Here is a 16,856-nt window from a genome sequence, read left to right on the forward strand (position 1 = left end):
GATCATTCGGCCATCGCGGCAGCGATCAGCTGCTCGATGTCCATGTCGTCGAAGGCGTTGTCTTCGGAGGCGATGTCTTCGGCGGGGTTCGGGCCGGCAAGGGTGGCGTCGGCGCGTTCGGTCGTTGTCGTGGTGGGTGTCTCGGGGGAGGTGGTTGCGGTGGCCGCTGGGGTGGTGGGCACTGGCTCGCCGACCGGAACGCTGGCCAGCAGGTGCGTGGCCAACTCCTCGACGGTGGGTTGGTCGAAGATCAGCGTTGCCGACAGGCGTTGCCCGCTGGCCTGCTGCAGCCGGTTGCGCAACTCAACGGCGCCGAGCGAGTCGATGCCCATCTGGGTGAAGCCACGGTCTCGCAGCACCTGCTCCGGTCCGCTCAGCCCCAGCACCGTGGCCGTATGCCGCAGCACCAGCTCCTCGACGCTCGCCTGCCGCTCGCGCTTGCTCAGTCCGGTCAGGGACTGGGCGAACTCGCCGGCCGCGTCGGCCTTGGCGCTGTTCGACCGTGCGGCGGGAGCGGGGCTGGGCTCGGGGCCGGCACTCGACGCCGTCGTCGTGCCCTCGACCACAGGCTCGGTCGCGGGTGCTGCCGTTGCCAGCTCGGCCTCCGGGACGCCGGCCAGCTCGGCCTCCGGGACGCTGGCCCGCGCCAGGCCAGCCGGGCCCGCTAGGGCCGACCCAGTCCCCGCGCCGGCGCCGGGTACACGGGACCAGTCGGGCGCGACGTCCCGCAGCAGGGCCGGGACCCAGGCCGCCTCGGTGAGTGCCGCCCGGTCGTAGTTCGCGGCCACCACGGCAGCCGGGGCGCCGGCGAGCGCCCGGTCGAGCAGGCTCAGTCCGTCGCGGGCGGCGAGCGGGCGGACGCCTTGGCGCAGCATCCTGCGCAGGTCGACCTCGCTCAGGTCCTGACCGTCACCCGCGGTTCCGGCCCACAGGCCCCAGGCGATCGAGGTCGCCGGCAGACCCTGCGCGCGGCGCCACTGGGCGAAGCCGTCGAGGAAGGTGTTGGCGGCGGCATAGTTCGCCTGCCCGCCGGCGAGGGTGAGCCCGCCGATCGAGCTATAGAGCACGAACGCGTCGACCTCCAGATCGCGGGTCGCTTCGTGCAGCGCCCACGCGCCGGCCACCTTGGGCGCCAGCACATTTCGCACTTGCTCCGGTGTCAGCGCGCCGACCGCGGCGTTGTCCATGACCCCGGCGGCGTGCACGATTGCGCGCGGTCGAACCGGCAAGGCGTCGATCGCGGCCCGCACCGACGCCAGGTCGCTCAGGTCGGCCACGACCAGGTCGACGGTCGTCCCGAGTTGCGCCAGCTCGGCCTGCAGCTCGGCGGCCCCCGGGGCGTCGGCGCCGCGCCGGCTGGCGACGATCAGCTGCTTTGCGCCGTGCGCGGTGACCAGGTGCCGGGCCAGCAGCTGACCGAGCAGGCCGGTCCCGCCGGTGACGAGCACCGGGGCCGTTGGGTCGAAGCCGAGTGCCTCGTCCACAGGGTCGGGCACGGTCACCAGGCGTGGGAAGAGCACGCGCTCGCCGCGCACCGCCGCCTCGTCCTGGCCGCAGGCCGCAGCCGCGACCGTCGCCGGGCCGGCGGCGTCGACGTCAATCACCGCAAACCGGCCCGGGTTCTCGGCGGTCGCCGCCCGAAGCACGCCCCAGACGGCACTGGCCGCCGGGTCGATGCGCTCCCCGTCGACCACAGTGACGGCACCCCTCGTGAGCACGGCGAGCCGGGCCGACTCGTCCCCGCCGGCGAGCCAATCGCGCACCAGCGCAATGGTGTCGGTGACGGCGCGCTCGGTGCGAGCGACCAGGTCCCCGAGGACCGGGACCGGCGCCCACACGATCGCGGTAGCCTCGGCCACCGGTTCGTATGCCGTCGCCACCCCGGGCAGGTCCGCCGCGAGGGCCACGACCTGCTCGGTCGCCTCCACCGAGGCGGCCTCGTGCCAGCCGATGACTCGCATCGGCTGCGTCGGAATGCTGTTCTCGCGCAGGGTAATCGACTCCACACTGCCGACGACCTGGCCATCCGCGCCGTGCAGTCCCAACGTGATCGTGTGGCTGTCGGGTTTGCGCAGCACGACGCGCACGGTGTCCCTGCCAGTCACCGAGAGCCGAACACCGTTCCAGCTGAACGGCAATGCCTGGCTTTCCTGGTCGGCGAGGAACTGCTCCGCGTGCATGCACGCGTCCAGTAGCGCCGGATGGATTCCGTATGCCGCGGCTACCGCCGCCTCGGTTGGCGGCAGGCTCACCTCCGCAAAGACGGCGTCGCCCAGGCGCCAGGCCGCGTGTACGCCCTGGAAGGCGGGGCCGTAGCCGAAGCCGGCTTCGGACAGATCAGCATACAGCCGACCGACCGGGATCTCTTCGGCACCCGGGGGTGGCCAGGCGGCGAGCGGCTCGAGCGGTGCCATCAGTTCGGCGGCGTCGGCTGCGGCGACGACCCGGCCGCGCGCGTGTTCGGTCCAGCTGCCGAGCTGCCCGGCGGGGCGCGAGTGGATCGAGGCGGCCCAGCCGTCGCCGTCGGCGGCGAGAACGACCTGGACATCGACTCCGTTGGCGCCGAAGGGCATCGGTGCGAGCTGAATGAGTTCCTCGATGATGTCGGCACCGACCTCGGCGCCGGCGCGCAGGACCATCTCGACATACGCCGTGCCGGGCAGGATGGCGCTCGCGCCGATCGCGTGTTCGCCGAGCCAGCCGAGGCCGGCCGGATCGAGCCGGCCGGTCGCGATGACCTGGTCTCCCGTGACCAGCGGCACGATCGTCGGCAGCAGCGGATGGCCGCTGACCGGTGCGCCACCCTCGACCGTGGAGTGCGTCTTGGCCCGCACCACATCGCTGGCGCCACCGGCGGCGGGCGCATCGTCGAGCCAGTAGCGCTGCCGCGCAAAGGCGTAGGTCGGCAAGCTCGCTCGCGAGCCACTGCCCGCCAGGGCCTCCCGGTCCACGGGCACCCCGGCAGCGAACAGCCGGGCCGCGGCGAGCTTGACCGACTCCGCCGCGGTGAGTGCTGCGGCATTGCCCGGCTGCGGCGCGCCAGGAGCGACGACGATCACGTCGGCGGGCTCCTCGACGTGCGCCGCGATCACCGCTGCGGGTGACGGCAGCTCGCCGAGCACGATGTAGCAGTCGATCCCGTCCGCGTCCGCCGCCGCGATGCGGTCGGCGACGCTGGGGGCGTCCGGCGTGCTGCCCGCGGCCACGAGCCGCACCGCATCGGTCAACGTCACGTCGCCGGCGACGTGCGCCGTGGCAAGCTGGCCGACCGAGTCGCCGATGAGCGTTTCGGGCTCAATGCCCCACGAGGTGAGGAGGCGATGGAGCGCGATCTGGTAGGCGAAGAGCTTGCCCGGAGCAGGGTCGGTCTGCGGTTGCTCGTCGAGGAGCGCGACGACCTCGTCGTATGCCGCGGCGAAAGCCGGCTCGACAGTGAGCAGTTCGCTACCCATGCCGGGTCGTTGAGCGTCGAGCCCGGGGAAGAGGAACGCGCAGCGGCGGCCGGCCTTCGCGCGGGCCGTCCATACCGAGTCGCTGCACAGTGCTGGGTCGGCGGACAGGGCGGCGAGGTCGGCGAGCAGCTGCTCCCTGCTTGTCGCGGCGAGCACGGCCCGAACGGGTTGTGGGGTGCGCGTCGTCAAAGCGGCTCGCGAGATCGCAGCGAGGTCGGTATCCGGGGTGGCCATCAGCGCATCGCGCAGTGCCTGTGCCTGCCGTCCCAGGGCGGCGCTGTCGAGGGCGCCGAGGACGAGCGGCGGGGTCGCGCCTGTGGGCTCGTTGTCTGTCACGGGCTCGCCTATCACGGGCTCGTCGCCTGTCACGGGGGCGGCCGGTGCCTGCTCCAGGATGACGTGAGCGTTGGTGCCGGACAACCCGAACGACGAGACGGCAGCGCGGCGCGTGCGGTCCTCGGGCCAGGCGCGGGCCTCGGTGAGCAGGGCGACCGCGCCTTCGCTCCAGTCAACCTTGGGGCTGACCTGATCGACGTGCAGCGTCTGCGGCATCAGGCCATGCTGGAGGGCGAGCACGCACTTGATGACGCCGCTGATGCCGGCGGCGGCCTGGGCGTGGCCGAGGTTGGACTTGATCGAGCCGAGCCAGACCGGGTCGTCGTCGGTGCGAGCCCGGCCATAGGTGGCCAGCAGCGCCTGCGCCTCGATCGGGTCGCCGAGGATGGTTCCGGTGCCGTGACCCTCGATCAGGTCGACGTCGGCGGCGGTCAGGCCGGCCCGGTCCAGGGCGGCGGCGATGACCCGCTGCTGCGACGGACCATTGGGCGCGGTCATGCCGTTGGAGGCGCCGTCCTGGTTCATCGCCGAGCCGCGGATCACGGCCAGGACGTTGTGCCCGAGCCGTTGGGCGTCGGAAAGGCGCTCCAGCAGAACCAGGCCGACGCCCTCGGACCACCCAGTCCCATCGGCGGCGGCAGCGAAGGACTTGCACCGGCCGTCGGCCGCCATGCCCTTCTGCTGGGAGAACTCGACGAAGAGCTCCGGCGTCGACATGACGGTCACGCCGCCGGCCAGGGCCATCGAGACCTCGCCGGAGCGCAGCGACTGGCAAGCGGAGTGCAGCGCGACGAGCGAGGACGAGCAGGCCGTGTCGACGCTCACCGCCGGGCCCTCGAGGCCGAGGGTGTAGGCGACCCGCCCGGTCAGGATGCTCGCCGCGGTGCCATTGCCGAGGAAGCTCGCGACCTCCTCGGGGACGGCGGAGAGCCGGGAGCCGTAGTCGTGGTACATGACGCCGGCCCAGACTCCGGTCGCGCTCCCGCGCAGCTGCGCCGGGTCGATGCCGGCCCGCTCGATCGTCTCGTAGGCGACTTCGAGCAGCTGCCGCTGCTGCGGGTCCATGGCAATCGCTTCGCGAGCCCCGATCCCGAAGAAGACCGGGTCGAACTCGGCTGCGTCGTAAAGGAAGCCACCCATGTTGGCGTAGGTCTTGCCCGGCGTCGCGGGCTGCGGGTCGTAGATGTCCTCGGCCCAGCCCCGGTCGGTCGGGAAGGGACCCATCGCGTCCCGCCCCTCGGCGAGCAACGCCCACAGGTCCTCCGGGCTGCGCACGCCGCCGGGGAAGCGGCAGCCCATGCCGACGATCGCGATCGGGTCCTCGGCCGAGTCACTGCGGGTGACCGGCTGCCGGGCCGGCGTGGTTTCGGCCGGCGCGGAGATGTCCAGTCCCTCGATGATGAGCGCGGTGACGTGCCGTGGGGTCGGGTGGTCGAAGACCAACGTGACCGGCAGCCGGAGTCCCTTGGCCGCGTTGAGCGCGTTGCGGAGCTCGACGGCGGCGAGGGAGTCGAACCCAACCTCACGGAATGCCTTGTCCGGGTTGACATCGGCGCCACTGCCGTAGCCGAGGACGGTGGCGACGTGCTCCGAGACCAGGGCGAGGACATGCCGCTCCGCGGCAGACGCCGACATCCCGGTCAGGGCTTCGGCGAGGGCCTTGCCCTCGGCGCCGGTGGCCGGCGCGGTGGTGCGCTTGGCGCGCACCCAGCGACGCAGCAGCGCCGGGACTTCGCTGCGGCGGGACAAGGCTCCCGCATCGACCTTCAACGCGGCGACGTATGCCGGGCCGGCCGCGAGCGCCGCGTCGAACAGGTCCAGCCCGCGCTCGACAGAGATCGCCGGCAGCCCGAGGCGTGCCATCCGGACGAGGTCGGCGTCGGTCAGGTCGCCGCCCAGCCCGGTCACGACATCCCACAGCGGGAAGGCGACCGCGGTCGCGGGCAGCCCGAGGTGGCGGCGGTGGTGGGCCAGACCGTCCAGGAAGGCATTGGCGGCGGCGTAGTTCGCCTGGCCCTCGGCGAGGACGGTCGCGCCGGCCGAGGAGATGACCACGAACCGCGACAGGTCGAGTTCTGTTGTGGCACAGTGCAGGTTCCACGCACCGAGCGCCTTGGCTCCAAGAGCCCGAGCGATCGTGTCACCCTCGAGGTCGGTGATGACGCCCGAGGCGACCTCGGCCGCGCAGTGGACGACACCGCCGAGCGCCGGGGTGCAGCCGGCGATCACGTCAGCGATCGCGGCCGGGTCGGTGACATCGCAGGCAACGACCGAAGCGGTCGCGCCGAGGGCGGCGAGTTCCGCGATCAGTTCGTCGGCTCCGGCCGCGGCGCCACCACGACGGCTGGTCAGCGTCAGGTGCCGCACGCCCTGGGTGGCCAGGTGCTTGGCGATGATCGCGCCGAGCCCGCTGACGCCACCGGTGATCAGCACGGTCCGCTCGCGGTCCCAGTCGCTCGCGCCGCTCGCGGACGGGGGGACGAGTCGGGCTCGGAACCAGTTGCCCTCCCGCACAGCTAGTTCGGGCTCACCGGTCGCCACCGCAGCGGCGATCTCTGCCGGATGCCGCCCCGCCTGTTGCCAGGGCTCGCTGCCGTCGACGAGGGTGATGCGGCCGGGCTGCTCGGCCTGAGCGCCGCGGACCAGACCCCATACGGCAGCGGCGACCGGGTCGACGTCCGGGGTGCCTGCATGGGCTGCACTGGCAACTGAGCCGGGGTGTGGGGTGTCGGAGTCGGGGTGTGGGGTGTCGGAGTCGGGGTGTGGGGTGTCGGAGTCGGGGTGTGGGGTGTCGGCGTCCGGGTGTGGGGTGTCGGCGGCGGCCGCGGTGGGAGACCCGGTTGCTGCCTGGTCGAGGTGGACTCCGTGCGCAGTGGCGACCACGAGGTGGCCTGACGGTTGCGCGAGATGCTCCTGAAGGGCGGTGAGCACGGTGGTGAGCGTTGCGGCGACCGCCGTTGGCTCGGAGCCCGCCGGCACGGCGAGCACCGTCAGCCGCGCATCTCGTGGCAGTTGCTCGCCGGGGGCAATCAGCACGGGCTCGATCGGCGGGGCGGCCGGGTCAGCGGCGGCGTTGGTTGTCGCGCCGGGGCCATTGGGCGCGACGGCCACGGGCTCCCAGCCGATGACGTGCAGGTCGGGGTCGAGGTGACCGCGGGGGTCGTCCACCCGGGAGACCAGCCGGTCAACCTGCAGGACAACCCGGCCCGCGGTGTCGGCGACAACCATCCGGGACTCCTCGGCGCCACGGATCCGTTCCACGGCGACGCGCAGCGTGCTCGTCCCGGGGGTGGATAGGGCCACGCCCGTCCACGCGAACGGCAACAGCGCTTGGGAGCCGCCGGCGCGCATGTCGACGACGAGGTCGGCGTGCATGGCGATGTCAAGCAGCGCCGGGTGCATCCGGTAGCCCGTGACCGGCCCGGCGGCCTCGGGAAGGGCCACCTCGGCATAGAGCGCGCCGTCGGCGATCCAGGCGGCGCGCAGGCCCTGGAACGCGGGACCGTAGCCGTAGCCGCGGCCGGTCAACTCGGCATACGCGCCGGTGACGTCGATCGCGGCAGCGCCGGCGGGTGGCCAGGCAGTCAGGCCCGCGGCCGCGGCGGGCGGCGTCGCCGTGACGAATCCGACTGCGTGGCGGGTCCATTCGCCACGGGAAGCGGCATACGAGTGGATGGACAGCGACCGGCGGCCGGTGTCGTCCGCCGGGGAGAGGACGGCCTCGACGGTGACGGCCTCGGTCTCGGACAGCACGAGCGGCGCCTCGAGGGTCAGCTCCTCCAGGACCGGGGAGTCGGCCTGTTCGCCGGCGACGAGCGACAGCTCGACAAAGGCGGTGCCGGGCAGCAGGATACGCCCGTTGACAACGTGGTCGGCGAGCCAGCGGGAGGAGCGCGCGGCGAGGGTTCCGGTGACGACGAGGCCGCCGTCGGGCAGGCGGAGCACCGCGTGGAGCAAGGGGTGCGCGACCGGCTCCATGCCTGGGGCCAGGCCGGCGCGGGGCTCGACGTCGAGCCAATAGCGATTGCGCTGGAACGGATACGGGGCGATGTCGGCGCTCGGCCGGGCGCTGTCACCGTTGACCGCGGACCAGTCGACTGCGGCCCCGCTGACCCAAGCCTTGGCGACGGCGTCGATGAGCAGGCTGGGCTCGTCGCCGCGGCGCTTGGCGGCGGCGATCGTGGTGACCGGTTCGGGGGTGTCGGTCAGCGTGCGAGCCGCCAGGCCGGTGAGGACCCGGTCGGGTCCGACCTCCAGGAGCACGCTGGCACCGGCCGCTGCCGCGGTGCGGCACGCGTCGGCGAAGCGGACCGCGCTGCGCACCTGGCCGGTCCAGTAGGCGGGGTCGCTGACACCGTGGCCAGCGGTGGCCGGGTCGAAGGTGCCGGTGACGGTCGAGACCAGGCGGCGCTTGGGCGGGCGCAGCTCGAGCATGGCCAGCACGCGGCCGAGTGCCTCGAGCGCCGGCTCCATGAGCGCGGAGTGGAAGGCGTCGGCAACGCGTAGCGGGGTGGTGGCGATGCCGGCGTCGTCGAACTTCGCTGCGGCAGTGGCGAGGTCGGCCTTGGGACCAGACAGGACGAGGGAGCCAGGGGCATTGACCGCGGCCACCTCGACGGTGGGCAGCTGCCAGTCGACGAGCTGGGCGCGGACCTCGTCCTCCGCCGCGGGGACGGCGAGCATGCTGCCGGTGCCGCCGCACCGGCCCATGAACCAACCGCGGGCAAGGACAAGCCGCAGGCCGTCGGTGGCCGAGAGCACGCCGGCGATCACGGCGGCGGCGACTTCGCCGATCGAGTGTCCAATCACGATGTCGGGGGTCATGCCCCACGCGCTGAATTGTGCCGCAAGGGCGGTTTCATAGACATAGAGCGCAGTTTGGGTCAGGCCGGTGTCGAGGTCCGCGGGCAGGCCGGCGTGCTCGGTGGAGAGCAGGTCGTCGACCTGGGCGGCGACGTCGCTGCCGGCGATCTCGGGTAGCCCGGCGTCGGTGGACAGCCAGGTCAGGGCGGCCGGGATCTCGCCGATCAGGGTGTCGACCGTGGTGGCGAAGGCGCCGCCCAGGGCACGCAGGCCGGAGCCCATGCCGTGCCATTGGCTGCCTTGACCGGTGAACAGCCAGGCGGTGACCGGCTCGGCCGGTGCCGAACCGGTCAGGACCCCGGGAGCGCCGGGAGCACCGGGAGCGCCGGTGCGCGTCGGCCAGCGCGGAGAGCCGCTCGGCCGCGGCCGCGGCGTCATCCGCCCACACGACGGCACGGTGGCCATGGCCAGCGCGCAGCGCGAGTTCGGTGGCCAGTGGGGCCAGGCCGACGGCGGGAAGCTGGGCGGCCAGGGCGCGTGCGGCATCGGTGATCGCGCCGGGAGCCCTGCCCGAGACCGGGAGGGCGATCGGCAGCCTGGCATTGTCACCGGCCTGGTCGGACGCGGCGGCACCGGGCTCGCCGGGGAGGGCGCCGGAGGGGACACCGGAGGGGACACCGGTATCGGGCGTCTGCGGAGCGGCATACGGAATCGGCAGCAGCGCAGCGATATCGGCCGGAGCCTCCTCGATGACGACATGTGCGTTGGTGCCGCTGATGCCAAAGGACGAGACCCCGGCCCGGCGGGTCCGCTCACCGGGCCAGGGGAGGTTGTCGGTGAGGAGTTCGACGGCGCCGGTGGTCCAGTCGACGTGCGTGGACGGGACCTCGCCGTGCAGGGAGCGGGGCAGCACGCCGTGCCGGATCGCCTGGACGACCTTGATGACGCCGGCGACGCCGGCGGCGGCCTGGGCGTGCCCGATGTTGGACTTGATCGAGCCCAGACGCACCGGCTCGGTGCGGCCTTGGCCATAGGTGGCGAGCACCGCCTGCGCCTCGATCGGGTCGCCGAGCGTGGTGCCGGTGCCGTGACCCTCGACGAGGTCGACCTCGGCGGCGGTGACTCCGGCGTCGGCGAGCGCGGCGGCGATGACCCGCTGCTGGGCGGGTCCGTTGGGCGCGGTCAGGCCGTTAGAGGCGCCGTCGGAGTTGACCGCGGAACCGGCGACGAGGCCAAAGACGCGGTGGCCGTTGCGGCGCGCATCGGAAAGGCGCTCCAGGACAAGGACGCCCACGCCCTCGCCCCAGCCGGTGCCGTCGGCACCGTCGCCATAGGACTTGCAGCGACCGTCGGCGGCCAGGCCGCCCTGGCGGGACATGTCGACAAACGTGTCCGGCGTTGACATGACCGTGACGCCACCGGCGAGCGCGAGGTCGCACTCGCCGCGGCGCAGCGCCTCGCCGGCGAGGTGCATGGCGACAAGCGACGACGAGCAGGCGGTGTCGATCGACATCGACGGGCCCTGGAAGCCATAGAGATAGGAGATCCGGCCGGACATCATGCTGGCGATCGAGCCGTTGCCGTGATACCCGGCGAACTCCTCTGGAAGCGGTCCGCCGCGCAGGCCCCAGTCGTGATACATCGTCCCGGCGAACACGCCGGTCGCACTGCCGCGCAACGCCATCGGATTGAGGCCGGCGTGCTCCAGGGAGTGCCAGACGGTCTCGATGAGGATGCGCTGCTGGGGGTCCATCGCGCTGGCTTCGCGAGGGCTGATCCCGAAGAAGTCGGGGTCGAACCAGGCGGCGTCATAGAGGAAGCCGCCCCGGTCGGAGACCGTCGTGCCCGGCGCGCCGGCCGGGTCGAGCAGGTCAGGATCCCAGCCGCGGTCGGTCGGGAAGGAGCCAATCGCGTCCACGCCGCCTTCGACCAACTGCCACAGGGCATCTGGAGAGTCGACGCCGCCGGGCAAGCGGCAGGCCATGCCGACGATCGCGATCGGGTCGTCATCGCGGCTCGCGGTGGTCGCCACGGTCGCGGCCGAGGTCGCGGTGACGACTGCCGCCAGTTGGGCGCTCAGATGGATGGCCAGTTCGCGTGGAGTGGGGAAGTCGAAGGTGAGCGTGGCGCTCAGCGGGACGCCACTGGCCTTCTGCAGCCGGTTGCGCAGCTCGATGGCGCCGAGGGAGTCGAATCCGGTCTCGGAGAATGCCCGATCGAGGCCGACCTCGTGCGGCCCGTCGTGGCCGAGGACGGCGGCGGCCTCGGTGCGCACCAGCGTGGTGAGCGACTCGAGCAGTTCTTCGGGGGTGGTGCCGGCAAAAGCTGCCGCTGGGTTGGACGCGGCCGCGGCGACAGGGCGCGGGGCGAGGCGCGCGAGCAGCGCCGGCAGGTCGCCCGCACGGTGACGCAACGCGGCCTTGTCAAGGGTCAGCGCCACGTGCGCACCGCCGGGCCGGGTCAGCGCCTCGTCGAAATAGCGCAGGTTGTCGGCAAAATTCGTCGCCCGGATGCCGAGCACCGCCATCCGCTGCAGCGTGGCCGCATCGAGGCCGGCGCCCATGCCGGCGTCGCCGGCCCACAGACCCCAGGCGATCGAGGTGGCCGGGAGGCCAAGGCTGGCACGGTAGTTGGCGAGCTCGTCGCAGTAGACGTTGGCCGCGGCGTAGTTGCCCTGGCCGGCGCCGTCGAGCAGGCCGGACACCGAGGAGAAGAGCACGAACCGGCGCAGGTCCAAACCGCGGGTGGCCTCGTGCAGGGCCCAGGCCGCGCTCGCCTTGGGCGCGAAGACCGCGGCCACCCGCTCGGGGGTCAGCGAGGTGACCAGCGCGTCGTCGAGGACACCCGCGGCATGGATGACCGAGCCAAGGGTCCCGGTCGCGGCGATCTCGGCGATCAGTGCGTCGGCCGCTCCGGGCGCGGCGAGGTCGCACGCGACGGCACGCAGGGTCACGCCGGTTTCGACGAGTTCGGCGGCGAGTTCGGCCGCGCCGGGAGCGTCCGGGCCGCGCCGGCTGGCGGCGACGACGTGGCGGACGCCGAGCTCGACCAGGTGGCGGATGAGCGCCTGACCGACCCCGCCCGTGCCGCCGGTGACAAGCACGATCTCGTCGGCGGGCCAACTCGAGGCATCCGTGAGCTCCTCGGATGAGCCGAGGTCCGGGTCGGGGGAGCCCGCGTCGGAGGAGTCCCTGTCTGAGGGGACCGGGTCGGTGGCCCCGGTGGCGGCAGGAGCGGCGGCCGGGGCGGAGGTCTCGACCAGGCGGGAGACCTGCAGTTGGCCCGCCCGGATGCGGACCTCGGGCTCAGCCAGCGAGCGTGCGGCGTCGACGAGTGCGGCGGAGTCGGGTGAGCCGTCGGTGTCGATCAGTTGGACGGCGCCGGGGTTCTCGGCCTGCGCGGAGCGGACCAGCCCCCACACGGGTGCCTGGGCCAGGCCGGTGGGCGTCGTGGCCTCGGTGGCACCGGTGGTGACGACGGCCAGCCGGTCCCCCGGGGCCTGCGCCAGGTGCCGCTGCACGGCGGCGAGGACCTCGGCGAGCGCGACCAACGGATCGGTCGGCGCGCCGACCCGGCATACGGGACCGCTGGGGACAACGCTCTCGGGAGTGGCGATGTCTTCCCAGGCGATCGCCTGCAGGCCCGGGCGCGGGCGGCTGCTGCGCAACGCGTCCGCGGCAAGTGGGCGCAACGCCAGGCGCCCGACCATGCCGACCGGACGACCGTCGGCGCTGGCCAGCTCGATCGCGAGGGCATCCTCACCGGCGCCGACGATGCGCACCCGCACGGCCGGGCCCACCGCGTCGGCGAGCGCCACGTCATGCCAGGTGAAGGGCACCATGACCGCCTCGGCGGAGGTGGTGATGACCTCGTCGGCGCCGTGCAGGACGGCGTCGAGGAGGGCGGGGTGCACGCCATACCGGTCGGCCTGCTCGGCGACGTCCTCGGGCAGGGCGACCTCCGCGAAGAACTCGTCGACCTCGCCGTGGCGCACCCACGCCCGGCGCAGACCCTGGAACGACGGCCCGTAGTTGTAACCGTCGGCGAAGATGTCGGCGTAGCGGGTGCTGACGTCGATCTCGTCGGCGCCCACGGGCGGCCACGCCTCGCCTGCGAGAATCGTTGCTGCCGTGTCGGTTTCAGCCTTGAGCAGGCCGCTCGCGTGACGGCGCCAGTCGGGCTCGTCACCGGTGGGGGTCGACCAGCACTCGATGCTGCGGGTGCCGCGCTCGTCCGGCGCGCTGACGACGACCTGGACGATCACCTCCTCACCCGGCTCGATGGTTAGCGGCAACTCCATGGTCAGCTCGGTCAGTTGCGGTGCGTCGCAAGCACGGCCGGCCTGCAGGGCGATCTCGACCCATCCGGTCCCGGGCATCAACGCCACCCCGTTGACGACATGGTCGGCCAGCCAGGGCTGCGCACTCGTGGAGACGCGCCCGGTCAGGACGATCCCGCCGCTGCCGGCAACCGGGACGACCGCGCTCATCAGGCCGCGCTCGGGGCTCCGCTCGGCCGAGGTGTCGGGGTCGATCCAGTAGCGCCGGCGCTGGAAAGGATAGGGCGGCAGGGCGATTGGTTCGGCGTCCCCACCGGGGAGCAGACCGGCCCAGTCGAGGTCGACGCCACGGACGTGAGCGCCGAGGACGGCCCGGGCGACCTCGCCGGCCTCGTCGCGGCCGGCCCGCAGACAGGCGGCCTGGTAGTCGCCGGGCGCCGCGCGACCGGCGGCGAGCGGGGTAAGCACGGCGTCGGGGCCGAGCTCGAGGCTGATGTTGGCGCCCGCCTCGCCGAGGGTGACCAGCGCGTCGTCGAACCGAACCGGCGCCTCGACCTGGCCGACCCAATAGGCAGCGTCGAGCGACTCGACTTCGGCGCCGGTGACGGAGGAGATCATGGCCACCGAGGGGGCGTTGTGGTCCGCCAATGCCGCGACGCGTCCGAACTCGTCCAGCATCGGCCGCATCAGCGGCGAGTGATAGGCATGGCCGACGACAAGACGCTTGCGCCGCAACGACTTCTCGACGCAGAGGGACACGGCTCGGTCGATGGCCGCAGCCGGGCCCGAAAGCACAACCGAGCGCGGTCCGTTGATCGCGGCGATCGCGCACTCCGGGTCCGCGATCGCACCGAGCAGCTCGTGCGCGTCGTCCGCGGTGGCGTCGATGGCGAGCATCGCGCCGGAGGGGGGGAGCTGGGCCATCAGCCGGCCGCGAGCGGTCACGAGCATCGTGGCGTCGGCGAGGGAGAGGATGCCGGCGGCGTGCGCGGCGGCATACTCACCGACCGAGTGGCCGAGCACGATGTCGGGGCGGATGCCAAAGGATTCCAGCAGCCGGGTGAGCGCGACCTCGACGGCGAAGATGGCGGGCGCGGCATACTCCGGGCGGCGCAGCTTATCGACCGCCTTCTCGTCCGCGACATCGGGCCACAGCACGTCCCAAAGCGATTCCGGCAGCTGAAGATCCGCGTATGCGACCACCTCGGCGAGGGTTTCGCCGACGACCGGATAGCGCCGCGCAAGGTCGCGGGCCATGTGCACGCGCTGACTGCCTTGGCCGGTGAAGAGGAAGGCGATGCGGGGATCCCCGACCTCGCCGGCGAACTCCCCGGCATCTCCGGCCGCAAGCCGTTCGAGCTGCGTGGTGAGGTCGGCCGCGTCGCTCGCGAGCAGGGCGTGGCGCATGCGGTGGGTGGCGCGCTGGCCACCGAGGGTGCGCGCGAGCGCCTGGGGGTCGGCGCCGCCCCGGACCAGGGTCCGCAGTTGCTCGGCACGGGCGACGACCGCGGCCGGGCTGTGCCCGGAAACGACCACGGGCACGATTCCGTATGCCGCAGCGCCAGTTTCGATCGTGCCCGCGGTCTCGCTGCCGCTCGCGTCTGATGTGCTCGCGCCGTCGGTGCCGTCCTGATCCACGCGGCTCGGCTGGGCAACCTCGGGACCACTGAGCACGAGGTGCGCGTTGGTTCCCGAGATCCCGAACGAGGAAACGCCTGCGCGGCGCGCGCGCTTGTCGTCGCGCGCCCAGCTGCTTGCGGTTGTCGCCAACTCGATCGCGCCGGAACGCCAATCGACGCCGGTCGTGGGGGCGCAGATGTTCACCGTGCGGGGCAGCTTCTCGGCCCGCAGCGCGAGGATCAGCTTGATAACGCTGGCGATGCCCGCGGCGGCCTGGGCGTGCCCGATGTTGGATTTGACCGACCCGAGCCGGACCGGCTCGCCGGTGCGGCGGCCATACGTGCTGAGCAGGGCGTGCGCCTCGATCGGGTCACCAAGCCGGGTTCCGGTACCGTGGGCCTCGATGACATCCACATCATCGACGGTGAGGCCGGCATCGGCGAGCGCGTCGCGGATAACGCCGACCTGGGCGGTGCCATTGGGCGCGGTCAGGCCGTTGCTCGCGCCGTCGGAGTTGATCGCGCTGCCCTCGACGACGGCGAGGACGCGGTGTCCGGCGGCCAGGGCGTCGTCGAGGCGTTCCAGCACGAGTATGCCCATGCCCTCGCCGAAGGCAGTGCCGTCCGCATCGGCGGAGAACGGCTTGATCCGGCCGTCGGGCGCGAGCCCGCCCTGCCGGGTGAATTCGTCAAAAAGCGATGGGGCGGAGAGGATTGTCGCCCCTCCGGCCAGGGCCAATGCGCACTCTCCGGCACGCAGCGACTGCACGGCAAGGTGCATCGCGACGAGCGACCCGGAGCAGGCGGTGTCGACGGTCATCGTCGGGCCGGACAGGCCGAGCTGATAGGCGACCCGGCCCGAGGCGACGCTCAATGCGGCGCCGGTGAGCGCATACCCGGCAACCGACGCCGGCATGTGCGGGGTCCGCGGTCCATACTCGGCAGCGCCGGCACCGATGAAAACGCCGGTGCGCGAGCCCTTCAGCGACGCCGGGTCGATGTCGGCCTGCTCCAGTGCCTCCCAGGCACCCTCGAGGAGCAGCCGCTGCTGCGGGTCCATCGCCAGCGCCTCGCGCCGGGAGATCCCCCAGAACTCGGCATCGAATCCGGCGATGTCCTCCACGAAGTAGCCGTGGCTGGCCCCGACCTCGGCGGCGATCCGCTCGAGCTCCCAGCCGCGATCGCGCGGGAAGTCGCCGCGCACGCAGTGCTCCGCGTCGAGCACCTCCCAGAGCTGTTCTCCCGTCCGAATGCCGCCGGGCAGCCGGCACGCCATGCCCACCACCGCGATCCGCGCGTGGACATCCCCACTGCGGCCGGCGGCCCGACCGCCGACGGCGCCGGTATCGTCGAAGGCGACCTCGGCGAGGTGCGTCCCGAGGGCCCGGGGCGTCGGGTGGTCGAAGCCGACGCTCACCGGCAGGGCGAGTCCCGTCGCCGCGACCAGGTGCGAGTGCAGCGTGATCAGGCCGACGGAGTCGATGCCTGCCGCCGCGAAGGTGACATTCCGGCCGACCTTGGGGGTCGGCATACCGGGACGACCGCAGGCGTGCGCCTGGGTCATCACCAGGTCGGTCAGTTGGGACGCGCGGGCAGTTGGCGCCAGTTTGGCGAGATCCTGCAGGGCACGCGTGGTGTCGACCGGACCGGACATTCTGTTACTCCCTCAGGGCAGGGGGCATGGGACTCGATGTCCGGCACGTTAGGGAGGGTCGTCGCCGGGTGACACCCGTAGCGGCCCGAGTCCGGCCGGCCCAGAAGGGGATCGTGGCGAGTGGGAGGAACTGAGGGGCGCCAGGGGTGTCTCAACTCGCGGACGTGGCGGTTCATCCTCGGCGAGAACCAGAATTCCCTCGGCCGTGCGCCGCTCTGGCCGCCACCACTCGGCTAGGGTGCGGACCGGATCGGTCGAGCAGTGCCCTGCCGTCCGTCGGTCACCATCAGACGGCTGGAGGCTGTTCTCATGAAACAACGCCATCTCGCGGCTGCCGCCGCGCTAACGATCACGGCGAGCCTCGCCGGCGGATTGGGCACCGGCAGTGCCTCGGCGACGCCGCAGGGCCCGGCGAAGGCCGCGGCCAAGATCACCGGCCAACCCAATGTCATCCTGATCAAGACCGACGATCAGATCTATGACGATCCGGCCAAGATGGCGACCTATCTTCCGAACCTCGTCGCCTTCATGCAGCAGCGGGGGGTGACCTACAAGTACAGCTACGTCACGACGCCCTCCTGCTGCCAATCGCGCGCGGCGACTTTCGTCGGTCGCTATGACCACAACACCGGCGTGATCTCCCAGGGGCTCGGCAACCTGCTCGACACCCGCGGCTCCATCGCCGGCTACCTCGAGCGCTCGGGCTATCGCAC

At 72.5% G+C, this 16,856-nt stretch carries 2 protein-coding genes and 1 pseudogene; 1 reads left to right on the top strand and 2 read right to left on the bottom strand.

What is annotated here, in order from left to right:
* Positions 1-2 precede the first annotated feature (2 nt).
* Together V9G19_RS19050 and V9G19_RS19055 are read right to left on the bottom strand one after the other, a co-directional pair.
* The gene (locus V9G19_RS19050) at positions 3-9,029 is read right to left on the bottom strand and encodes an SDR family NAD(P)-dependent oxidoreductase (RefSeq protein WP_462286990.1); all 9,027 of its coding nucleotides are present in this window, start codon (positions 9,027-9,029) and stop codon (positions 3-5) included.
* 307 nt (positions 9,030-9,336) lie between these two features.
* Positions 9,337-16,143 (bottom strand): annotated as a pseudogene (locus V9G19_RS19055) (SDR family NAD(P)-dependent oxidoreductase); the annotation flags it as partial.
* A gap of 309 nt (positions 16,144-16,452) precedes the next feature.
* On the opposite strand from V9G19_RS19055, the gene V9G19_RS19060 reads away from it, so the two are divergent.
* Positions 16,453-16,856, top strand: a 404-nt coding sequence (locus V9G19_RS19060; protein ID WP_462286991.1) for a sulfatase-like hydrolase/transferase, incomplete at its 3' end; no start/stop codon positions are given.

The organism is Nostocoides sp., assembly GCF_037045025.1.
In the GTDB taxonomy this organism is placed as follows: domain Bacteria; phylum Actinomycetota; class Actinomycetes; order Actinomycetales; family Dermatophilaceae; genus Nostocoides_A.